The organism is Mucilaginibacter sp. JRF (assembly GCF_015223065.1).
Taxonomy (GTDB): domain Bacteria; phylum Bacteroidota; class Bacteroidia; order Sphingobacteriales; family Sphingobacteriaceae; genus Mucilaginibacter.
The window spans coordinates 771,047-795,096 of sequence record NZ_JADFBY010000001.1 but is presented as its reverse complement, the minus strand read 5'-3'; the positions used below and the strand labels follow the sequence as shown (position 1 = coordinate 795,096).

At 45.4% G+C, this 24,050-nt stretch carries 18 protein-coding genes; 2 read left to right on the top strand and 16 right to left on the bottom strand.

The features are described 5' to 3' along the window. Nucleotides 1-9: 9 nt before the first annotated feature. Nucleotides 10-1,968 (bottom strand): SGNH/GDSL hydrolase family protein, encoded by a 1,959-nt coding sequence (locus IM792_RS03235; protein WP_228084913.1) that lies wholly within the window; start codon nucleotides 1,966-1,968, stop codon nucleotides 10-12. 253 nt (nucleotides 1,969-2,221) lie between these two features. Here IM792_RS03235 and IM792_RS03230 point away from each other — a divergent pair, with 253 nt between their 5' ends. Continuing rightward, entirely contained in the window at nucleotides 2,222-3,139 is a 918-nt protein-coding gene (locus IM792_RS03230) for an AraC family transcriptional regulator (RefSeq protein WP_194100232.1), read from the top strand. Here IM792_RS03230 and IM792_RS21385 read toward each other — a convergent pair. The 10 genes from IM792_RS21385 to IM792_RS03180 form a co-directional block, all read right to left on the bottom strand. Next, nucleotides 3,132-3,746, bottom strand: a complete 615-nt coding sequence (locus IM792_RS21385; protein WP_347343789.1) for an alpha-L-fucosidase — start codon at nucleotides 3,744-3,746, stop codon at nucleotides 3,132-3,134. The two genes, IM792_RS03230 and IM792_RS21385, sit on opposite strands and share 8 nt — an antisense overlap. Before the next feature lie 20 nt (nucleotides 3,747-3,766). Beyond that, entirely contained in the window at nucleotides 3,767-4,414 is a 648-nt protein-coding gene (locus IM792_RS21380; protein WP_194100230.1) for an alpha-L-fucosidase, read from the bottom strand. Nucleotides 4,415-4,462: 48 nt separating this feature from the next. After that, the gene (locus IM792_RS03215) at nucleotides 4,463-5,632 is read right to left on the bottom strand and encodes a DUF4998 domain-containing protein (RefSeq protein WP_194100229.1); all 1,170 of its coding nucleotides are present in this window, start codon (nucleotides 5,630-5,632) and stop codon (nucleotides 4,463-4,465) included. A 58-nt stretch (nucleotides 5,633-5,690) separates the two neighbouring features. Further along, on the bottom strand, nucleotides 5,691-6,914 hold the full coding sequence (locus tag IM792_RS03210) for a DUF4959 domain-containing protein (protein ID WP_194100228.1): 1,224 nt from the start codon (nucleotides 6,912-6,914) through the stop codon (nucleotides 5,691-5,693). Between the two features lie 19 nt (nucleotides 6,915-6,933). Continuing rightward, complete coding sequence (locus tag IM792_RS03205) at nucleotides 6,934-8,853, bottom strand: RagB/SusD family nutrient uptake outer membrane protein (protein WP_228084912.1); 1,920 nt, start codon at nucleotides 8,851-8,853, stop codon at nucleotides 6,934-6,936. A 12-nt stretch (nucleotides 8,854-8,865) separates the two neighbouring features. Beyond that, nucleotides 8,866-12,159: a TonB-dependent receptor gene (locus tag IM792_RS03200; RefSeq protein WP_194100225.1), complete on the bottom strand. Its 3,294-nt coding sequence runs from the start codon at nucleotides 12,157-12,159 to the stop codon at nucleotides 8,866-8,868. A gap of 314 nt (nucleotides 12,160-12,473) precedes the next feature. Continuing rightward, nucleotides 12,474-12,890 (bottom strand): L-rhamnose mutarotase, encoded by a 417-nt coding sequence (locus tag IM792_RS03195; RefSeq protein WP_228084911.1) that lies wholly within the window; start codon nucleotides 12,888-12,890, stop codon nucleotides 12,474-12,476. Continuing rightward, the gene (locus IM792_RS03190) at nucleotides 12,890-14,542 is read right to left on the bottom strand and encodes a sodium:solute symporter (protein WP_194100224.1); all 1,653 of its coding nucleotides are present in this window, start codon (nucleotides 14,540-14,542) and stop codon (nucleotides 12,890-12,892) included. Before IM792_RS03190 ends, IM792_RS03195 begins: the two co-directional genes overlap by 1 nt. Before the next feature lie 12 nt (nucleotides 14,543-14,554). Then, the gene (locus IM792_RS03185; RefSeq protein WP_194100223.1) at nucleotides 14,555-15,778 is read right to left on the bottom strand and encodes an enolase C-terminal domain-like protein; all 1,224 of its coding nucleotides are present in this window, start codon (nucleotides 15,776-15,778) and stop codon (nucleotides 14,555-14,557) included. Between the two features lie 19 nt (nucleotides 15,779-15,797). Beyond that, nucleotides 15,798-16,571, bottom strand: coding sequence for an SDR family oxidoreductase (locus IM792_RS03180; protein ID WP_194100222.1), 774 nt, complete (start codon nucleotides 16,569-16,571; stop codon nucleotides 15,798-15,800). 421 nt (nucleotides 16,572-16,992) lie between these two features. Between IM792_RS03180 and IM792_RS03175 the strand changes: the two genes are divergently transcribed. Beyond that, nucleotides 16,993-19,203: an alpha-galactosidase gene (locus IM792_RS03175; RefSeq protein WP_194100221.1), complete on the top strand. Its 2,211-nt coding sequence runs from the start codon at nucleotides 16,993-16,995 to the stop codon at nucleotides 19,201-19,203. Nucleotides 19,204-19,277: 74 nt separating this feature from the next. On the opposite strand, the gene galK is transcribed toward IM792_RS03175, so the two are convergent. The 5 genes from galK to IM792_RS03150 all read right to left on the bottom strand — a co-directional run bounded on the left by galK (nucleotide 19,278) and on the right by IM792_RS03150 (nucleotide 24,039). Then, nucleotides 19,278-20,441: a galactokinase gene (galK, locus tag IM792_RS03170; protein WP_194100219.1), complete on the bottom strand. Its 1,164-nt coding sequence runs from the start codon at nucleotides 20,439-20,441 to the stop codon at nucleotides 19,278-19,280. Between the two features lie 99 nt (nucleotides 20,442-20,540). Then, complete coding sequence (locus tag IM792_RS03165; RefSeq protein WP_194100218.1) at nucleotides 20,541-21,128, bottom strand: LUD domain-containing protein; 588 nt, start codon at nucleotides 21,126-21,128, stop codon at nucleotides 20,541-20,543. Then, complete coding sequence (locus IM792_RS03160) at nucleotides 21,125-22,507, bottom strand: lactate utilization protein B (protein ID WP_194100216.1); 1,383 nt, start codon at nucleotides 22,505-22,507, stop codon at nucleotides 21,125-21,127. Before IM792_RS03160 ends, IM792_RS03165 begins: the two co-directional genes overlap by 4 nt. Next, the gene (locus tag IM792_RS03155; protein WP_194100215.1) at nucleotides 22,504-23,244 is read right to left on the bottom strand and encodes a (Fe-S)-binding protein; all 741 of its coding nucleotides are present in this window, start codon (nucleotides 23,242-23,244) and stop codon (nucleotides 22,504-22,506) included. Before IM792_RS03155 ends, IM792_RS03160 begins: the two co-directional genes overlap by 4 nt. Nucleotides 23,245-23,256: 12 nt before the next feature. Further along, nucleotides 23,257-24,039 carry an SDR family oxidoreductase gene (locus tag IM792_RS03150; RefSeq protein ID WP_194100213.1) on the bottom strand — a complete coding sequence of 261 codons (783 nt, stop codon included), beginning with the start codon at nucleotides 24,037-24,039 and terminating at the stop codon, nucleotides 23,257-23,259. Nucleotides 24,040-24,050 lie beyond the last annotated feature (11 nt).

Below are 24,050 nucleotides of genomic sequence, written 5' to 3'. Positions count from 1 at the left end.
TTATGGGGTTTATTTATTGATCAGGAAGTTGACTATGCGGCAGGCATTACCCTTGCTTTTAGCGTTTTTATCGGCACTTATCTTAATTTGTAATGTATGCTCTGCATTAGGCAAGCCGCTACTTAGCAGCACATACCACGGCAGGTGCAAAAAGCCGCTCCACTCGGTATATAGATCTACCTGTTTAAACGGCGCACCGTCAATTGAAAACGAAATAATACCTGCATCGCCACCCGAAACTATGGCTATGCCTACCGCGTTACCATTAAAGTTAAGGGTTAAGGCAGCGCCCGGTTCAGTAGCAATTAATGCCGGTACATTAACAAAACCGGGGCGTGTACCTAACCCATCAGTTGGGTGCCAGTTGGGGTCAATTCGCCATTTATCATCATGTTTTGCGTTAGTTATGCTATAGTATTGCCCACGCTCAAACGAATATTCATTAAGCGGCTTAGGCGATTTATATTTTTTAGCTTTCGCAGGTGGATCATTAAAGCAATCTGTCAACAACGATTTAATGAAGGCGAAATACAACTCCTGCCCAAATACCGCCGGGTGCAGATCCTTAAAATCATCATTCCAGTCAAACTCCTTATTAACCAGTTTCTCCTTAACACCTTTGGCTATATTGATGGATGGCAAGCCATAATGCTCGGCCACTAATTCATGGTTTCTGATCTCGACGGGTTGTTTCCCTGCGGTGTAGTCATTGGTTTTATCAGGATCGGCAAGCTCCATCATCACTATATCCATTTGCGGGTTGGTTTTGCGTGCATGGTGAATGATGCCTTCCAGCGCTCTTACCTGCGTCAAACTATCGGTTTTGTTCACCCTGTCGTTTACGGCAGCTTCAACAAACAACAGGTCAACCTTGCCGCTGTCCAACAGATCGCGCTGTAACCTGAACGTGTGCGGCAAGCTACCTAACGAGGGTATCCCGGCCATTATAAAACGAAACTCTGTGTTCGGGAAACGCTCTTTCAGATATTTATAAACCCTATCGCGCCAGCCGGGGTTAAAGGTTATCGATCCACCTAAAAATGCTACCGTTGCCTTTTTATTTGTAGTAGCGATTTTATAAAAATTATTCAGCCCATTGCGCGTTTTATAATAATCAGCATAAGGCAACACCTTTTTTACGGGGTACGAGTTGTAATAAATAAAATCAGCCCACTCATCGTTATGCTTATCGGGTACATGGTGCCCGTTCAATTGCTGCGGCCCTTCGGTTACCGGGTAAGTAGTTACCGGTCCACAGGCTGCTATGTACCTTTCGGCAAACAACAAACTATTTTCGGCAGGCGGCACAAACTTGTCTTCCAAACCTATCATATTCAGTATAGGTACCTTGAATGATGCCAGGCCTTCCAGATTATCTACGGGGTTATCATTATAAGCCAATGCTTCTGCATCAGTAAATTTATATACCTGTTTCAGTTGCTGCCATGCTCCGTTATCTCCTAAGCCTTTGCCTTTCCCTGCCGGCCAGCTTTTAATATCATAAACCGGAGTTTCGGCATAAATACAGCTTACCTTGTCGGGGTTGCGCTTGGCCCAGCCTAAAACATATAAGCCACCGCGACTAACAGCTTCCAGCGCTGCCCTGGGTGCAAGCTGAACGGCATCGGTCAGGTAATTATAAAACCTGTCCCACACCTGCATAGCATAGGGACTGCCGTACTGATCGTCAACGCTAACGTAAGCCACATAAAAACCACGCGAAAGCAGCAAGCTATCAATACCCGTATGCCAATCGGGGAATGATGCCCGCCAAACCCAAGGCCTACCCGGTAAGGCTACCCTCGGCTTTACATAGTATGCCTTATGCCCTGCAATGTTTACACGCGTTTGCGCAAAGCCTTTCCAGGTAGTAGTTTGCGCCTGAGCATACGGACTGCAAAGCACAACTATTAAAACAAGTAAAGCAAACCCGCGGTACAGGGGCATTTTTTGGCGATCGATGGTCATATTGGTTCAGATAAAGTTATGGGCAGGCGTTAATCCTCAAAATGGATAAACCACTAAATTAGATGGATTATACTATCCTTTATGCAATTATAAGCAACATCAGGCATCACCAATAAGCGATATATTCCATCTATTATTTAATTTTAACAAAAGCGGCATCAAGCCTTTGCCCGATAGGTTTAAATATGCTATAATAGCGGCACGCAGCCATAAACCCTGCGTGGCATCCCCCGCTTTTAAATCGAAATATTGAATGAACAACACCGCTTTCAAGAGAAGAGATGGCTTTGAGGGTGAAAAAATTATTAGCATTCCACCCAAAATATGGAAGGATGTTTTTAAGAAAGATCCTGACTTTTTCCAGATATATGTGGCCCAGATCGGCTACTTTCCGCGTGCATCATACCATTACCGCGAGCGGCGCAAAGGCTGCGAGGATAATATACTGATATACTGCGTACAAGGCACCGGTTACTTTGTTATTGATGATAAGCGTTACGAGGTAAATGCCAACCAGTATATTTTGGTTGCAGCCACCGATAAGTACATGCGCTACTGGGCCGACTCAGAAACACCGTGGACCATTTATTGGGTGCATTTTAACGGCATCAACATACCCGGCTTTAATCGTTTTTTGAATGTTAACAACAACAAAGGCGCGGTTACCATCCCATTTAACTCAAAGGCTATTGACCTTTGGAACAATATGTACGATAGCCTTGAAATGGGTTACAGTACCGAGAACCTGTGCAATGCCAACTTTTGCCTATATAACTTTATTGCCAACTTTTTATTCCCCGAAAGGCATATTGCCGTTGCACGTGATGAAAGCACCGATGTAATAACGCTTACTATTAACCACATGCGCGCCAACCTTGATAAAAAGCTAAGCGTTGATGATATGGCCAATCAACATAAATTATCAAGTTCCTATTTTTCTATTTTGTTCCGTAAAGCTACCGGCATGCCACCTATTGATTATTTCATCAACCTAAAAATGCAAAAGGCCTGCCAGTTACTTTTTTCGGACGAGGTGCGGATAAAAGCCGTAGCCAACAGTTTGGGTTATGAGGATCAATACTATTTTTCGCGCCTATTCAAAAAGTTCATGGGCGTATCGCCCGAGCAATACCGGTCGTCGGCAAGGCGCGATGTTGTTTCGGCTACTTAATAACCGGTAGTTTTTCGGCATCGCTGTTTAATTCAAGGGCTATTACGGTACAGTTTTCATCAGGCAATTGGGCTGGCAAACTTATATGTACGCCATCAACCTGTGTAAATTTTACCGGCTCACCGCCCAAAACTGTAGCGCTTTTTATTGTTACACCCTGTAAAGCGGGTAAATTAAGTTCACTATCAACTGGCTTAAATATGTGGATGTATATCTTGTTGCCTTTGCGGGTAGCGGCATACCTGTCATTCGGTGCATAAGGGCCTCCTTTGGTGCCGTAAATGGCTTCACCGTTTTTTGAAAGCCATGTGCCCATTTGCTTTAACCGGTCAACTTGCCGCTGCTCTATGCGCCCATCCATCATAGGCCCAACATTGAAAAGCAGATTGCCATTGCCTCCGGCAGTTTTTACCAAAGTTTGAATACACTCTTTTAATGATTTCATCTGATCGTTAGGCTTCCATGCCCATTGATTGCAGATGGTGATACAACTCTCCCATGGTTCAAGCATATTAATGTTACCTATACGCTGCTCGGGCGTTAAAAAATCACCTACCGAATTCTCATTCAGCTTTTTGCTCTCCTTACCTAACCGGTTATTTACCACAATACGTGCGTCAAGCTTTTTTATATGCTGATAAATTTCACGGCCATAAGCATTTGTCCAGGGCTTTTCCAGTATCCATCAAACCAAAGCATATCGGGCTTGTAGCGGGTTATTAACTCGGTAAGCTCGCTTTTCATGGTAGTTACAAACCTCGGCATATCGCCTTTTACGTTATGCAATGTATCATGCGGACTATGGATAGGGTAATCCGGATCGTGCCAGTCAAGCACCGTCATGTATATACAAAACGATATACCCTGCTTTTTACAGGCCTTTGCCAGCATGCCTACCATATCTTTTTTAAATGGAGTATTAGCTATATTATATGCAGATACTCCGGATGGCCAAAGCAAAAAACCATCATGGTGTTTGGCGGTTATCACCAGGTACTTCATACCGGCATCTTTAGCTGTTTTCACCCATTCATCAGCGTTAAACAACACCGGGTTAAACTCACGGTAAAGCGAATCATAATCATCTGCGGGTACTTCCTTATTCCGGCTCCAGCCAATTTCGGTACCGCGCAGGGTTACCGGGCCAAAATGTATGAACATGCCAAAACGCTTGTCCATAAAATTATGGATAGCCGACGCGGGAGTGCTTACATTGCTTTGGGCATACGCACCCATATTAAAACACAGGCATAGCAGAATGAATAGTTGACGCATAACAAAATATTAAGCCTGCACATAATTATGCGCAGGCTTGTGATCAAATTATTGTTTATTCCAAAGGGTTATCTCGCTCATGTTGCTGTAATTGGCTTCGCCGTTTGAGTTATGTTTGATGCGTAGCCTGATGTAGCGTATAGGTTGCCCCTGATTATCCAGATCAAACTTGTATGGATTTTTACCATCACCGGTACGTACAACATCCTTAAGCAATACCCAACCTTTTGAGATGGCCTCGTTTTTCCAACCCGCATCGTTAGCAGGCAAGCTGGTATCGTGCCCGTTTATATCAGTTATACCCCAAACCTCAAACTGATCAGGATTATGGCAGCAATCGCGGCCTGTTTCTTCCATCCGGCCCAGATTGTCATACAATCTGCCCAGGTCAATAGTAAGCTGCTGCGGCAATGCCCGCTCATTTGAGTGGAATATGTTTGGATAGCCTTGCGGTGTGGTGCTGCCATCCCATAGTTTATTTATTGCGGTACCGAAATCGGCATAAACATCATTTGGTAAATTGGTTTGCGCGAATATGGATTTATCACATGGCACAAAGCTGTAGATGTACGGATAATCATCAGCGGCAGCTACCTGAAAGGTATCGATAGAGCCACGCTCGGGTATGTACTCCGACCGGTATTTGATAATAGTACCTAACTTAAAATCGTTCAGGGTGATACTGTTGGCATCGGGCGCTAAACTGGTTGTTACCTCGGTACCCGCATTGCTGGTGTACATTATTTGGGTGGTGATGTTAATGGTATCGGGCGTAATAAAGTTAAGGGTTACTGAGCCGTTATCATTCAATACATAAGGTGTTACCGCATCGTAAGCCCTGTTCAACAATGTACCCTGATAGATGGGGCCGTAAACCTTTACGTTGTTCACCTCCTTAGCTATTGATTTATTGCCCTTAGCATCAAAGGAGTAAATAGTGAACGAGTAAACATACTCACGCAAGCCGCTGATCACTGTGCTGATGGTATCTTTCTTTTCAGTAACATTCACCACTTGCGAATCGGCCTTATTATTCCAATATACTACATATTTGGTTATGCTTGGGTCGGTACTGGCTTTCCATTTAAGGCCAACCCGCAGATCGCCGGGCTGCGAAGTAACATCGCCAACAGCGCCGGTATAGGTTATCTCCTTGCCATCAAAAAAACTACGGAATTCCGTATCGTTTTTGCCGCAGCCATAAATTATGGCAAACATGGCGCAGATAATTAAACAATATTTTATCGTCTTCATCTTAATTCGTTTTAATTGATTATTACTGCGGATTGCCATATAACGAAAGTTCCATTACGTGGGCTATATCACCGCCCGACCATGTTCTGTTAACCGCCAGGCGGATAAACCTAACCGTAGGCGCGTCAAACGGAACATTAAAGTTTACCCCTGCCCTAACAAATGCCTCATCCGAAGCGGTTACAGCTCCCGGTGGCGAGCCTGAAGGCGGATCAGGATAATGGAAATTGCCCAGGTTTATCCAGTCGCCAACCACCGCGCCGGCCGGTGCCGAAACAGGTAATTGCGCATCGCGCGGGTTGGCTACCTTGGTTCCCCACAAGCTAAAATCGCGTGGGTTACCGTGGCCGTAGGCCCATTCGCCAAAACGCTCCCACATTACAAAGCGGCTTAACTTGTACACCCGGCCAACATCAAACGAACATACAAACGGTGGCCTGTTACCCGGCAAGGTATGCCAGCCATCGCCATTTTCGGTACCATTCCAAAGGTTGGGCAATACCCAGTTGTAACCAATAGGCGTATCCGTGGGCAGGTTAAAGGCACTGAACAGGCCTTTGTTCAGCATTTCCTCATATAGAGGACTGATCTGTTTTTTCAGCGTATCGGATATATTGCCCCATTGATCGGTAACATATACACCAAAGTCGCGGGCATCGGTAGTATATCCTCTGATGGAATAATTTATCGTGTCGGATTTGGTAAAAAACTGATCCTGTACCTCCATGGCGTTGGTTGTCGGGTCGAACGCGGTGATGATAATGCCAACCTCCCGTTTAAGCGGATTTAACGCCTGCACATTCACCCCGCCAAAATCGGCATTGATATCTACCGATGGACGGATCAACTGATAGATAGGTGTATCCGGATGCACGGTAACCTTAACCGGGTCAGACATTACGTTGGCGCGCGATACGGTGTACAGCGTAACATCATAATCTGCCGATGCTGCAAAGCCATTCACTGTAACCGTATCGGTATAGTATGATGATTTGGTTTCGCGCTTTACGCCGTTACGAATATTGTACTGCGCAAGCACATACAATATATTCTCGGAGTTAGGCAGATCATAAGTAATATACGCCCCACCATTAAAGTTATCTACCTTAAGGTTGGTTACCACTCCCGGTTTGGTTGTATCTCCGGATATGGGACTGGTGTTGTAGCCATCATTTTTTTTGCAGGCAGCAACAACCAGCAAAACAAGGCCGGTTGTAACTGCTATATAATATTGAATTCGTTTCATGTTGTTTTGAGTTTGCCTGTTACCAATTAGGGTTTTGTACCAGATTACCGTTAACTATCAGGTTATTGTTTTTGATAGGCCACAGGTAGTTGCGCACGTTAAATACCGGCGTAAGTATGGTACGCGGGCGATAGTAGTTAAGCGGCTGCTCCTCGTAAATATTCCAGCCTTGCATGGGTCTGCTCATTACGTTCTGTATCTCTTTCCAGCGGCGTAAGTCCCACCCGGCTTGCCCTTCAAAGGCCAGCTCAATGCGGCGTTCCTGGTGAATAATCTGGCGCATACCATCCTGCGTGGCATACTTTGAGGCATTGCGCGAGTAATTGGTCCATGCCTGTACCACACCTTGCAAACCCGCGCGCTGGCGCACAGGGTCAACATAGCGTACCACTTCGGCAAAAGGCCTGCCCTGCTCGTTAAGTACTTCGGCATACAGCAAATACAACCCGGCCAGCCTTATTATCGGCATACGGAAATCTACCCAGGTCATATTCTCATCGTACACGGTTTGGTAGTTAACCAATTTTTTAGCCCAATAACCGGTAACGTTTATGCGGATGTTATCCTTTGGCCCTGCGAATGAACTACTGCTTCTTGCCTGTACATACAAAGCATTCTCCGGATTGAGCACGCCGTTGCCATACCATATCGCTCCATCAAAAGCTACATTGGCGTAAAAACGGGGCTCACGGTTAAAGTGGGCATTAACGGTTTGGTAGCCGTTACGTATGTAAAAGCGATTAGCATCATCGCCGGTGCGCAGGTTGTAACGGTTGGTATAGTCCCATGTTCTGTCCTCAGTAATAGGTACTCCGTTATTGGTATAAAATAGTTCCTGCTGGGTAATAGGCACGGCAAATGTGCCCTGGGCTATCAGGTTAGCGGCAGCTCGTGATGTTAAGCGCGGCATATTATACTCCTGCCTGCCATAGCCAAATACCGGGTTTAGCGCCCATATCAACTCGCTGTTAAGCTCCCATTTTTCGGTGATAGCGGTTTGCAGGGTAAGCACACGCCTTAGCGAATCAGTTAAAGTTGCAGGTATGTTAGCCGGAGCATTAAAGGTATGCAGCGCGATACCGTTAGCCTCACATAATTGTATGGCTGCTAAACAGGCATCTGATGCTTTATCCCACTTGGTGGCATCGTAAGTATTGGTAAACAGCGCTTGCCCATCCTTATTAGCAAGCCCGGCAAAGTCTGGGTTACCGTTAAACATGGGGCTGGCTGCTGTTGCCAAAATATCGGCCTTTACAGCAAGTGCTATAGGGCGGGTTATGCGGCCAAGTTCACGTATCTGATTTTGGATAACCACCGGCAGATCGGGCGCGGCCTCATCCAGCAAACGCACCATATAGTTTACTACCGAATCTGCCGGGTCACGCTTCACCTTTACTTCTTCTGTCGAGCTGGTAATGGGTAAATTCTTATCCGTAATTGGTATGGGCCCGTACATACGGAACAGGTAATAGTGATAGTAGGCCTTCAAAAATTTCACCTCGGCTATCCAGCGCGCTTTTTCTGACGCGGTAAGGTCTATCGGCTTATCAATATTTTCGAGCATGGTATTGCAGCGGCGTAACGCCCTAAAAATGGCCTGTCCGCCATTCTCACCATCCCAATAGTTAAGGCCGGGATTTTGCACGTTCTGCGTGCCGCGAATCAGGTTAAAGCCCGTCGGGTCGATGCCCTGGTTATCGGTCAGGTTGTTCGGAAATATGATCTCGCCCGAGCTGGTAAAGCTTGGGTCGTTTTGCGGGTATTGAAACTGCTGCAAGGTTGCATAGCACGAAAACAGGTAGTTCTCCGCCTCGTTACGGTTACGGAAAGCGTAATCAATAGTACCGATGTTCTCGGGCGTTACATCCAAAAACTTTTTGCACGATGTACCCAGCATAGTAATGGCAGCCAGGTATATTAATATTTTATATGATCTCATCTTCATCTCAGGTTATAAATTCACGTTCACGCCCAGGTTAAATACTTTTTGTATGGGATAGTTAAACCCGTTGCCACCCAGCTCAGGGTCCCACAGTTTAAAAGGACTAACCGTGAACAAATTGAGGCCGTTAAAGTAAATACGGGCGCTACGCATTTTAATGGCGCTTAGCAGTTTACGCGGCAAACTGTAGCCTATCTCTAATGATTTTAGCCTCAAGAAGCTTCCATCGCGCATCCACCAGGTACTGTTTTGGCGATTATTTTCGATCTGCGCGCCGTTAGCGCCCAGGCGTGGGTATAGGGCGTACAGGTTTTGATTTTCCTCCGACCAATGATTATCGGCATAAGCCTTTAACAGTTGGGTGTTGCCCGGCAACCATGAATCAGGACTTTGAATGAACGGACTTGTACGTGCCGGATCAATAAAGAATGACACCCTGGCCTGCCCCTGAAAGAATGCCGACAGATCGAAATTCTTGAAGCCCGAAGTAATACCAAATCCATACACTATTTGCGGCACAGTGGGGTTGCCTATAAAGGTTTGGTCGGCGCCGTCAATACGGCCATCGTTATTTAAATCGCGATACTTTATATCGCCACCCATTGGCGGCTGGCCGTTGGTGCTGAATATTTGTTGAGGCGAGTTGCGCGCCTCGTTATCATCAACAAACAAACGCTCAGCCACATAACCATACTGCCTGTTAAGCGATTGCCCTACATTGTAACGGTATGATTCGAGATAGTTAGGCTCCTCAAACTGGGTGAACTTATTTTCGGCGAAGGTGAAGTTACCACGCAGTGCAACCCACGAGTTGTTAGAAAAATTCTGCCGTCCATCAACTGATAGGTCGATACCTTTTGAATCAACCTTACCTATGTTGGCGGCAATAGCTGCCTCAAGCCCCATTGTTGACGGGATCGATGCCCTATCCTGTAAAATATTGTATTTGTGATTTTTGTATACCTCGGCAATTACGTTGAACTTTTTAAGCAGCGTAAATTCTAAACCGAGGGTGGTTTGCTGCGAGGTTTCCCAGGTAACGTTACGGTTTTCATAGTTACGAATGCTTACACCGTTACGGCCATAGCCATTATTGGTGCCAAACACAGCTGAGTTACCGCCATTCAGGTTAACATCCGACAGATAGTAGAACCTTTGCGCGCCGATAGCATCATTACCTACTAAGCCATGACTGGCCCTGATCTTCACACGATCAAACACATCATACAGATCACCCCAGAATTTTTCTTCGGAGATGATCCATGACGCGCCTACTGTTGGGAAGAAACCATAACGATGTTCTTCTGAAAACCTTTCGGAACCATTATAGCCAAAGTTGAACTCGAGGAAGTATTTGCTTTTGTATGAGTATGTTGCCCTGCCCGCAAGGGTAAGGTTACGATATGGTAAAGAGTATTGTAAGGTTGTTGTATTGGTACGCGGGTCCTTAGCGTCCGAGTATACCTGTTGTTGCCTGGTACCTATCAGCGAGCCGCTTACATTATGGTTTTTGCCGATGGTTTTGCTATAATCAACCACGCCTTGCAGGTAAATAAAGGTGTTGATATTATCGCTGCCCAAATTACGATTGTAGGTAAGATATTCAGTAGCTACGTTATTGCCTGTAGGCTGCGGGTTTAACCATTGCAGGGTGTATTGGTTGCTTGCCTTATCATACGATGCCACATTGTAATAAAATGGCGAGTAACTCATATCCGAGGTATAATACGAGTACCTGTTGGTGCTGAACAAGCCGTGAAAGGTTAAGCCGCTGGTAATAAAGTTCAGGTTTTGATTCAGCTCCAATTGCGCCAGCATGCGCGATTCCACAAAATTTTTGTGACCACGCAAAAGGGCGGCATAAGGGTTTATCTGCCCGATGGAATTATTGGCCGGCGAACCACCCGAACTTAACGTATTACCAAACAGAATATGCTGCGCGTTCATATTAGCCTCGTCCGGCTCGTAATAAGCCGGGAACAGCACCGGGCTGGTGTGCATGGCAACATTGTACAAGTCGGTTGAGAAAGAGGCATCGTTGGTCAATGGCCCATTATAATCATTGAACGTACCCGATAAACGCACTACTAACTCCGTTTTATCGGTCAGGTTTACGTTAACGTTAGAGCGTAGTTGGTAGTTGGTGAACTTAACATTGTTGTTATTATTGTTGCGAATATCGGTACGCAGAATACCATTATCATTTGAATACGAACCGGCAATGTAGTACTTGGCCACACCTCCACCGCCGCTTATGTTAAGGTTGGCGCGTTGTGTGCTGGTGCGCTTTTTGAACAACAGGTCGATCCAATCAACAGCCGGATAAACAAAGGCGTTACTGCCCGGCGCGTTGTTCAAGGTAGCCTGGGTATTCAGTATCTTGTTCTCGGTAAAGGGTCTTGGTGCAAGCGGATCGCGGGTAATGGTAGCCTCATTAAACAGGCGCATGTAAGTGATCGGATCCGCCAGCTCAATGGTTTTTACTGATTGCGACATAGAATTCTCCAGCCTGAAATTGATCTGTGCCTTGCCAACCTTACCCTCTTTGGTTTTTACTAAAATTACGCCGTTACCACCACGCGCGCCATAAAGGGCGGTCGCGCTGGCATCCTTAAGTATCGAAAAGCTTTCAATATCATCAACCTGCAAACGGGCCAGATCTGAAGCGGTAAGCTCCACGTTATCTATCAATATCAACGGATCGCGCTTGTAACCAAAGGTGGTAACCCCGCGAATAAAGAAGGTAGCGTTATCCTGTCCCGGCTGTCCGCTTGGTGTGTAGGCTATAACACCTGCCACCTGCCCCGCCAGCGCGTTGGTAAGGTTACTTGATGGTATTTTGAGGTTACCGGGCTTTACCGTAGTAACCGAACCTACCAGCGCCTCACGACTTTGCTTGCGGCTGTAAGCGGTAACCACAACCTCCTCGGCAAGGGCAACATTCTCTTTGATGATAACTTTGTAGGTACGCTGATCAGCCGATACCGTGACCTGCTGATCCTGATAACCTACAAACGATATCTTTAAAACAGTGCCTACTTCAACATCCAGCACAAACTTACCATTGGCATCTGTTGATGTTGCTTTGCCGTTTTTGTTTAGCGCCGTTACGTTAGCACCGGCAATAATTCCGCCGGTTGTATCGGTAACGGTACCGGTAATGGTTACACGGTTTTGTGCGATACTACTTTGTGCCGATGCCATCAGCGCCGCGAAAAGCAGCAAGCCACAGGCAACAGGCAATAGTTTTTGAGGGATCTTTAACACCAAAAGGCGTTTGCTCAACTTGTAAAGTTTACTCATAAAAAGGGTGAATAATTGGTTAAAAAACGCAATAAAACGCCTGTGCAAGCTTGTAGCCCACATTAGGGTGGCATTACCGGTGGCAATGCCTTTACATTAAATTGTTGTTATTTATTTTGGCTTATAAAACAAATGTATACCAACTACTTAGCGGGGTAAATGACGTATCCTTTTATTATAATGGATTATTCGATTATGGTAAAAGCATTTTCCATATCAGTTAAAAATCAAGCTAAAATTTTAGCCATAATTAACACAAATCGATTGCGTAATTAAATGCTAAAAGTGCTAAAACGTTAAACATTGAAAAATTATCAGGGAGTATGGAAAACCTCGTCCATATTAGTCCAAACCTGGTGTTTAGCTAAAGCCTGGGCTAAGGGCAGTTGAGTGGGGGCGGTTTGTTTCCACCATTTTTGGGTAAGGCTGTCGGCAGCCATTTTTTTCATATCGGCATCAAAATCATTGCCTGTATATTCAAAGTAACTGAACAGGTAATATTTATCCTCAATTTTTTGCAGGTAGATAGAATAGTTATGAATGTTGCACTCCCCTATCTTTTTAACAACACCCGGCCACGGCACGGCGTGCAGCTTTTTGTAATAAGCTATTTTATCGGGTTTTATACCGGTAACCATACCATAGCGAACAACTTTAGCTGGTGACTTATCGCAACCTGCAAATAACATCAGCAAACCAATCGCTATGCTATAAAAAACACTTTTAATCATTATCTGAATAAATAAAACAGTACCGACATAATGAGCAGCAACAGCACCGACAGTACTTTGTAATTACCTATCCCCTTCCAGCTATGGCCTTTAAGCGCATCGAATGGCGAATTCCAGTAAAGCTTTTCGCTATCAATAGTATGCTGAACGGGATAGATGTACGAGAATATCACCTGCATCAGCACGCAGGCAGAAAAAAGATAAAAGGCCATCATCATAAATGGCACCTGCCCTATAGTAGATGCAGGCATCAGTTTTGAGGTTACAAACACCACAACACCTAATAATGAGCCCAACCACAAAGTAAGTTTTGATGATGTAGCTGATGCCTTTTTCCAGAATATGCCTAACAAAAACACACATGTTATTGGCGGCGCAATGTGGGCGATGATGTCATTCAATCCGTTAAAAATGCTTTCGTAATTATTGAGCAATGGCAGCATTAATAATGATACCAGCATGGCTACACCAGCCGCTATTTTGCCGGTTTTAACTAATTGCTTATCAGTTGCCTGGGGTTTGTATCGCTTGTAAATATCATAACTCACCAGGGTTGATATGGAATTCAGCGCACCCGATATCTGGCTCATTAAGCCCGACAAAAGCGCGGCGACTAAAATACCTACCAGCCCTTTGGGAATAAGCTGCGTTATCATCAAAGTATAAATGCCTTTACTGTTCACTACCTGCTTACCATCAACCACAGTTTGTAGTGCCGATACGTTGAGCAAACCTTTTTGCGACAGCGCATAGGCAAACAATCCCGGTAATACGAAAATGAATACAGGCAGTATCTTGATAAACCCACAAAACAAAGATCCTACACGGGCGTGATCCTGATCCTTAGCGCCCAAAACACGTTGAACAATAGTTTGATCGGCACACCAATACCATATACCCAGCACCGGGTAACCCAAAAACACCGAGTACCAGGGCATACCGCTACCGTCGCCATGCGGCCGCATCATTGATAGTTTGCTCATTTCGCCCTGCTGCTGCAAAACATCAACCATAGGCTCCCATCCGCCCATTTTTATCCAGGCTGCCACGCACATAATTACGGCTCCGGCTAATAAAACAATGGTTTGTATAGATTCTGTAACCACCACCGCCGTTAAACCACCGGCAACGGTATACAGGGCGGTAAGCAGCGATATAATAATGACGCTGGTATACATATCAACCCCGAACAAGGTTTGTAATACAATGCCACCGGCTAACAGCGAAAAGGCGATGTGTATAATGATGGCTGAAATGACAGACACAAAAGCCAGCCAATCGCGACTGGCACGATCATACCGCTTTTCCAGAAAATCAGGCAATGTGGTAACACCCGAACGGATGTAGAAAGGCACAAAGAACAGCGCTAACAAAATAAGCGTAAAGGCTGCCATCCACTCAAAGTTGCCGTTAAGCAGCCCGGTATCAAACCCGCTTTGGGCCAGGCTTACCAAATGCACACACGATATATTGGTAGCAAACAACGCCAGCCCTATAGTTGGCCAGCGCAACGTTTTACCGGCCAAAAAATATTCGCCCGCCGCGCCCTTGTTTTTGTTTTTATGCTGATGCCGTATACCCGACCATAAGCCGATAATAACTATACCCAAAATATACAGCCCCGTAATAATTATATCTGCTGAACTTATCATGCTATCGGTTTATTATGCTTTCAGGTCGCAGCTGCTGCCGGGTGCCTGTGGTGTTTGGTATAATCCGTTCTCGATAAGCACCGGGTTAACAAAGTACTTTTGCAGGTGCGGAATATGCTCTAAAAATAAGGCTTCGTGCCCCAATTTTATATGATTAAATAAAACCAGATGCTGATGCAATTGCCCCATATCGCCAACATGCGGCACCACAGGTATACCGTACTTTTTACAAAGCAGGCTAACTGTAATAAATTCACTAACCCCACCCACACGCACAGCATCTACCTGAATAAATGAGGCGGCACCTGTTTGCAGGTAATTTTTAAATATCACCCGGTTGGGCACGTGTTCACCCAATGCCAACCTAACAGGGGCAATAGCTTCGGCCAGGGTTTTATGCGCCAATACATCATCAGGGTGCGTAGGCTCCTCGATCCAGTATGGGTTCATACTTTTTAGTTGATTACAAATGCTGATGGCCTGCGGTAAATTCCATTGCTGGTTGGCATCAAGCATTACCTTTACGGCATCTCCGGCTGCTTCGCGTACAATGTGCGCTCGCCGTATATCACGCTCAGCTTCAGCTGAACCAACCTTTAACTTCATAGCGGTAAATCCTTCATCTACAGCCTTTAAACAATTTTCGCGCACTTTATCATCGCTGTAATTGAACCAGCCTATCGAGGTATCATAACCGGGGTAGCCAACGTTGGTTATCAACTCGCGTTGCCGCAAGCCGGTTTGTTGTTCGGTTATTAACTTTATGGCATCCTGCGTGGTCAATTCATCTTCCAGATAGGTGAGATCGAGCGTGTTAACAATTTCTTCGGGAGAGAGATCGATCAACAGTTTCCATAATGGCACGCCAAGCTTTTTAGCCCACAGATCGTAACAGGCATTAGTTACCGATGCCAGCGCCAAATGCACCACACCTTTGTGCGGCCCCAGCCATCTGAATTGCTGCTCGTTAGCCATTTGATTGAATAGCGAACCAAAATTCTGCATCAATACCTCAATGTCCGATCCTTTTAATTTTTCAGCATAAAATTTGGCGGCAGCACAAACCAGTTCGTTCCCTTTGCCGAGGCTAAAGGCTAAACCGGTACCTGTTAGTCCGCTATCATCATGCAATTGAGTTACAGCGTAGGAGTATACCGGATCGCGATGTATGGCATCGCTACCGGCATTACCATCTAACTGATAGCGAACATCCTTTACCTGAATATTTTTGATCATAAAATTTACGTTAAAGGGATTAATTACTACGACGATAACCCAGCTCGGCGCCGCCGCTTACGGGTAATATGCAGCCGGTTATAAACCGTGAAGGCGCCGAAACCAGGAACAAACAAGCATCGGCTATAACATCGGCATCGGGGCAATAACCTAACAGGTGTATGCTATCCAGATATTTTTCGATAGATGCCGGGCTGGGCTGCTGCTCGCTCCAGCTGCGTAGCATAGGTGTCCAAACACCGGCGGGGGCAATAGCATTTACCCTGATACCATGCGGGGCGTAATCAATAGCCATTGAGCGTGTAAGCGCGCTGATAGCACCCTTAGTTGCACTATAGGCAGCATGTATTTCCTGCCCTATCTCACCGGCCATGCTGCCTGTGTTCAATATATTACCCTTATTTTTTATAAGCTGATTTATGGCATAGCGCGTGGTGTTGAATATGCCCTTCACATTCACATCAAAAAGGCGTTGCCATTCGTCGTCGGTTGTTTCGTGCAGGTTTTTTGAAGGATCGGATATTCCGGCATTGTTGTGCACTACATCAATTTTGCCGAATCTTGCCACGGCGGCATCAACCGCCTGCGCTATCTGCTCCATTATTGATACATCAGCATGCAGGTAAAGTACATCATCACCAAATAAAGTGAGCGATGCCTTCGCGATACTTTCCCTGTTGTTTGACACGATGGCCAGGGCTGCGCCTGCCGCGCGGTACACCTTTGCGCATTCAAAGCCTATACCCTCGGTACCGCCGGTTAAAAAAACTACCTTATCTTTTAATAACTGCATTAAATGCTTGTTTAAATATTATTGTTCATCCCGAAAATGCCAACAAGGTAGTAGCACGGCAACGCCATGATAGCTTTTGAAATAATACTTACCTGATTATTATTGGTTTGTTAAACTGGTTTGTTGACGATCTCAAAATAACGGCCCGCCATGAGTATTAAGAATAGAGAATACTTTTTTTTTGATGGACTATACCATTCCATAAAAAGGGAATTTTCAAACAAAACGGTATATCACAGTTAAAAACATGCCCAAATAATCCATTCATTTTATAGAATTATCCATTTTATAACTGTGCTGCAGGTGTTAGGTTTGAGCATGCCCGATGCCGTCATCGGCCTAAGTAAATGCTTGTCAAAAGCAGCCAACCAATTATCCGTACAAATGACATTAATTACCTATTAAATATTATTTTTATAGAATGAATGCTAACCAACCAATTATCAACTTAAAAACCTTTACTACGTTCGCGCTTGCCCTTGGCTTATCGTGCACGGCGTGGGCGCAAAACATTACCATCCCCGTTGAAACCAAAAACAATGCACTTGTTTTACAGATTGACGGTAAAAAGGATATAGGTACCATCTACCTCGGCAAAAAACTGAACGATGCCGCCGCTTACGCGCAAATACCATCAGTATACAAGCAAACCGCCGACTATACCGATAACACATCAAACTCCGCTTATTCAACTTCGGGTTCGCGCGGTTATTTTGAGCCTGCCGTTACCGTTACCCACTCCGATGGTAACAACTCGCTTGATTTGCGCTATGTAAGCCACAAGGTTACTAAGGTTGATAATAATGTGTCGCTGCTTAGTGTGGTGCTTAAAGACCCGGTTTATAATTTTGAGGTTACGCTATACTATAAATCATACTTTAATGAGGATGTGGTTGAACAGTGGAGCAGCATTAAGCACAGCGAAAAAGGCAATGTGGTGTTACATAAATTCGCCTCGGCTAATTTGTACTTAAAGGCTGCAAAATATTACCTTACCCAATACCACGGCGAGTGGGCCAAAGAAATGCAACCCGAAGAAAGCCTGATAACCCACGGTATAAAAACCCTGGATACAAAGTTGGGTACTCGCGCCAACCTTTTTCAGCCCTCAGTATTCATGATCTCGATAGATCAGCCCGCTACTGAGGATGAAGGAACTGTACTATATGGTTCGGTTGAATGGAGCGGTAACTTCCGCACCGATCTGGAGCTTGATAACATGGATAATTTGCGTGTTATTGCCGGTGCCAACAACTATGCATCAGCATATACCTTAAAACCGAATGAGGTTTTCACTACCCCTGCCTTTTTATATACCATGAGCGATAAGGGTAAGGGCGATGCCAGTCGTAAATTACAGCGCTGGGCACGCAATTACCGTGTGCTTGATGGTAACGGTAACCGCCTAACCCTGCTTAACAACTGGGAGGCCACGTATTTTGATTTTGACGAGCAAAAGCTTTTTGAATTGATAAAGGACACCAAGAAGCTGGGCGTTGATATGTTTTTGCTCGACGACGGCTGGTTCGCCAACAAATACCCCCGCAATGGCGACAATGCCGGCTTGGGTGATTGGCAGGAGAATAAAAAGAAACTGCCTAATGGTGTATCATCATTAGTTAAAGAGGCTACTGCCAATGGCGTTAAGTTTGGTATTTGGCTTGAACCTGAAATGGTGAACCCTAAAAGTGAGCTTTACGAGAAGCACCCAAATTGGGTTATTAAACAACCTAAACGTGATGAGCATTACTTCCGTAACCAATTGGTGCTTGATCTGGCTAACCCCGAGGTGCAAAATTTTGTGTTTGGTATAGTTGATGACCTTTTCACCAAAAACCCTGAACTGGCTTATATAAAATGGGATTGTAACGCGGTGATATTTAATGCTTATTCGGCGCATCTTAAAAATCAGTCGCACTTTTATATTGAGTATATGCGCGGGCTGTACAAAGTATTGGAGCGCATACGCGCCAAATACCCTAAAGTACCTATGATGCTTTGTTCGGGCGGTGGCGGCCGGGTTGATTATGCCGCGCTTAAATACTTTACCGAGTTTTGGCCAAGCGATAATACTGATCCGTTAGAGCGTATTTTTATACAGTGGGAATACTCCTACTTCTACCCTGCCATTACCAGCTCAAACCACGTAACCGACTGGGGTAAGCAACCTATAAAATTCCGTGTGGATGTAGCCATGATGGGTAAGCTTGGTTTTGATATTGTAGTAAGCAAGCTGAGCGGCGATGAACTTAAGTTTTGCCAGGAAGCTATTAAAAACTACAATCAGCTAAAGGATATTATTTGGCATGGCGAGCAATACCGCCTGGCCGATCCTCGCAAAAACAGCGTAGCATCAATTATGTATGTTGATGAGGCTAAAAGCAGCTGTGTGATGTTCAATTACCTGGTGAATAACCGTTATGATGAGGGCAGCAAATTACCTGTTAAACTTAAAGGGCTTGATGCCGCAAAACGCTATACTTTAAAGGAGATAAACTTGTATCCGGGTAGCAATTCATCGTTGGATGCTACTAAAACCTACAGTGGCGAATTCCTGATGACCATTGGTTACAACCCTGATGTTAAGGCAGGCCGCAACAGTGTGATATTACAAATAAACGAGGCTAAGTAAAACCTCGTACCTTATAAAAGTAAAAGGCCGAATGCATTACGCATCCGGCCTTTATTATTTGTTAGTTAAGTGGGTTATGCAGCAACAACAGGCTTTGATACTATTGATGTACCATCGCCGGTTAATACCACATAGGTGGTAAGTGGTTTGCCCATAGCGGCCTCATATTTAGGCGCGAGGTCTTTGGCTATGTTATCAATGGCTTCTTCTTTGATCAGGTTGATGGTACAACCACCAAAGCCGCCACCCATCATACGGGCACCTAAAACATCAGCATTATCTCTAACAGCATCAACCAAAAAGTCGAGCTCAGGGCAGCTAACACTATACTCCTGCGATAAGCCATGATGCGTAGCGAACATTTTTTTACCAAATGCAACTAAATCGCCATTACGCAGATCATCACAACCGGTAAGCAGGCGATCATTCTCCTCAACCACGTATTTGCAACGGGTAAAGGTTGATACATCAACCGGCTCTACCAACTCGCGCAGCATATCCATAGTTACATCGCGCAGGCTGTTTACTTGCGGGTATTTTTCTTTAACCAGGGCAACACCTTTTTCGCATTGTTTGCGGCGCTGATTATATTCGGTTGAGGCCAGATTATGCTTTACGTTGGTATTGAATAATACCAATGCATAACCCTCCATCTCGATAGGAACGTACTTATACTCTATGCTACGGCAATCTAACTGAATAAGGTGATTAGCCTTGCCGAACAAGCTGGCAAACTGATCCATAATACCACAAGCTACACCGGCATAGTTATGCTCGGCCCATTGTGCGGTACGTGCCAGTTGCTCGCGGGTTAAACCCAAGCCGAACAACTCATTCAGCGCGAAACCTACCGCGCATGATATACCTGCCGATGATGACATACCGGCACCAATAGGAATATCGCCATCAACAGCAATGTTAAAACCGGATACTTTTTTACCGCCATGTATCAGACCATCAGTAACGCCTAATACATAGTTTGTCCATGAATTTTCGGTTTGCGGGGCAATTTCAGCTAAGGGCACTGTTACGGTTTTATCAAACTGTACCGAGTGCATTACAATATCACCGGTATTATTAGCGCTGATGGCAACTGTTGCGTATTTGTTTACCGCAGCCGGCAATACAAAGCCCTCATTATAATCGGTATGCTCACCTAAAAGGTTGATACGGCCCGGCGACTGCACCACCAACGGCTCCGCCTCAAAAATTTGTTGGAAAATATCTGTTACGGTCATATAATTGTGTTAACTGTCAAATTTACATTAATTTTTAAAATATAAAAATTTAACAGAAATATTTTTTACAATATCCTATAAAAAATTGATTATGAAATATTAAGCCAGATCATTTATCAGGAAAACAGTTAAGCTGCGTGGCCCATGCGCGCCAATAACTAATGATTGCTCAATGTCGGCAGTTTTAGAGGGTCCGGCAATAAATGCAGCGTAACCATGATCACCATCGCCAATTAATTGGTAAGCCTGCTGCATAAGCGGTACTATGCTGTTTTTATTTAGTAAGATAACCAAATGCTGCGTGATAAATGGCAAGGCCCGTGCACCCAACAGATCTTCAGTAACCCAAACGGCACCGTTTTCGGCAACCCCAAAATGGCCTTTTATAATGGCTACATCCACATTTTCCAAAGTATGCGGATCAGCTGGTTGAATCAATGTTGCGTACTGCGCGAATTCAGGCATCGCGGTTATCCATCGCTCAGCTTGCGGAAAAGCGGTTTCCAGTTGTTGCTTAACGTCGGCTAAGCTATCAGCGGTATGTAATTTCCCGCCAATAAATTCCAATACCTGCTTAAATTTTTCGGCGGCATCTATCTGCTCATAATAGAAATCAACATCAGCGGGTAAAGGCTTCAATTCAGGCTGATTTTGTTTGATGGCGTTCAGTATAATTTCGCGGCTCATGACTTCTCTCCTTTCCGGTTCTTTTTGTACCAGTCGGTAAACGAGCCTTCGGGCGGTGCTGGCATATCGCGCTGTTTGTACCACGGGTTAAGACCGTTATTCACAGCGAACGGAATAAACTTCAAGGCCAGTCGCCCTGCTTTACCCGAAAAGTTAAATATTGCCGGTGATGATAAAGCCAGTGTCATGCCTTTCATCATGGCTGTTTTAGTTTTGGTTGAGTAGCCATTTTTTACGATCACCTGTCGCCATTTATACAACTGATCGTGAATATCTATTTTAACCGGGCAAACGTTTGAGCACGACCCGCACAGCGTTGAAGCGAACGGCAGATCAGAATATTTTTTCATATCTAGATTTGGCGCCAGTATAGAGCCGATAGGCCCTGCCACGGCAGTATGGTAGCTATGCCCCCCACTGCGGCGGTAAACCGGGCAGGTGTTCATGCAAGCCCCACAGCGAATGCACTTTAGCGAGTTACGGAAATCCTCACGACCTAACTGTATACTGCGCCCGTTATCAACAATAATAATATGCATTTGCTGGCCGGGGCGCGGCTTTTTAAAATGACTTGAATACGTGGTGATGGGCTGCCCGGTAGCGCTGCGGGTAAGCAGGCGTAAAAATACGCTGAGGTGTTTGCGCTGCGGTATCAGCTTTTCAAAGCCCATGCTGGCTATGTGCACATCGGCTAAGTGTGCGCCCATATCGGCATTGCCTTCGTTGGTGCAAACTACAAACTCGCCGGTTTCGGCAATGGCGAAGTTTACGCCTGTTAATGCTGCACGGCGGGTTAAAAAAACTTCGCGCAGGTGTTGGCGGGCAGTTTCGGTCAGTATCTGCGGGTCAGATTCACCGGCCGCTGTGCCCAAATGCTCGTGGAATATGTCGCCTATTTCTTCCTTCTTTTTGTGGATGCAGGGTAATACGATATGGCTCGGCGGCTCTTTAGCCAGCTGAACTATGCGCTCCCCCAGATCAGAATCAATTACTTCCACACCATTATCCTGCAAAAAATCATTCAGGTGGCATTCCTCGGTAAGCATTGATTTGCTTTTCACCATGCGGTCAATACCCTTTTCTTTCAGGATTGATAACACGATGGCATTATGCTCTGCTGCGTTAGCAGCCCAATGCACTTTTACTCCGTTGGCTAAGGCTTTATCCTCAAACTGCACCAAATAGTTGTGCATGTTTGATAGTACGTTATGTTTTATTTGCGATGCCGTTTCGCGCAATAACTCCCAATCGGGAATACCATGACTGGCGCGGTCGCGCTTGGCGCGTACAAACCACAGGGTTTCATCGTGCCAGTCTACCCGCTTTTCATCGTTATTAAAAACCTGGGCTAATTCCGCATGATCCTTTACTGTACTCATACCATGGCAGCATTTAAAATTTCGGCAATGTGTACAACTTTAACCGGGCTTTTTTGGCGTTTCAGGATGCCTTCCATGTGCATCAGGCAGCTCATATCGGCAGCGGTAATGTATTCGGCGTTGTTTTTAATATGATCGGCCACCCTATCCTTACCCATTTTTACAGAAACAGCTTCCTCAGCAACGCAAAAGGTACCGCCAAAGCCGCAGCATTCATCGGCACGTGTTAAGGGTACCAGTTCAATGCCGTCAACCATTTTAAGCAATTGCTCGGGTTTGGAGAAAGCGGGCGCGGTAAGCTCCGTCATTTGCGCGAGTTTTAGGCCGCGTTGCCCGTGGCAGCTTTGGTGCACACCTACCCTGTACGGAAAGCTGGCTTTGATGCTATCCACTTTCATTATATCGGTCAAAAACTCGGTCAGCTCATAAATGTTGGAGCGTATGTTTTTAGCCTCGGCGGGTACTTTATCTGAGTGTAAATGATCCTTAATGTGCAGCGTGCAACTACCCGATGGCGAAACGATGTAATCGTACCCCGCAAAATTCTGCGTAAATAATTCGTTGGTTGAACCGGTCAAGTGCTCATAACCTGAATTAGCCATTGGCTGCCCGCAACAGGTTTGGTTAAGCGGATAACCCACTTCCAGCCCTAATTTTTCAAGCAACTCCAAGGTAGCGATAGCCACTTTAGGATAAAACTGATTGATATAACACGGAACAAATAACCCAACTTTCATCGGCACAATTATTTATGATATAGCCCTATCTAAATGCACATAACCACCATCAACATAGATCAACTGCCCGGTGGTATGGCTTGATACCGACGACAGCAGGAACGCCACGGTATTACCTAACTCCTCGGTAGTGGTCATGCGGTTACCCAGCGGTATTTTTGAGGTGATCTCTTTTAATTTTTCTTCCGGATTGTCCAGCGTTTGTATCCAGCGTTCGTAAAGCGGAGTATAACATTCGGCAACTACTACGGCATTTACACGGATGTTATGCGACAGCAGTTCAACCGCCCACTCACGGGTAAGCGCGTTACGGCCACCGTTTGATGCCGCGTAGGCTGATGTCCCCCCCTGCCCGGTATCGGCAGTTTTGGAGCTGATGTTTACAATGCTACCCTGGGTTTTAATTAAATGAGGCACAGCATAATGCGCCATCATATAATAATGAACCAGGTTTTTATGCATTGATTGCATGAACTTTTCGTAATTGCCGTTTTGCAGGCCAACACCATCATTCTCACCGGCATTGTTTACCAGCCCATCAATACGACCAAACTCGGCAACAACAGCATCAACGGCTTGCTGGCTGGCTTCCGGGTTTGACAGCTCGGCCACAACCTGGAAACCTTTGCCCCCTGCCGCTTCAATTTCGGCAAGTGTTTTCAGGTTCTCGGTTTCTGTGCGGCTTACAATGGCTACGGTGGCGCCCTCCTTGGCTAATACCAAAGCAATGCCCTTGCCTATGCCCCGGGCACCGCCGGTTACTATAATTACTTTATCTTTAAGTTGCAGATCCATCAAGGTCAGCT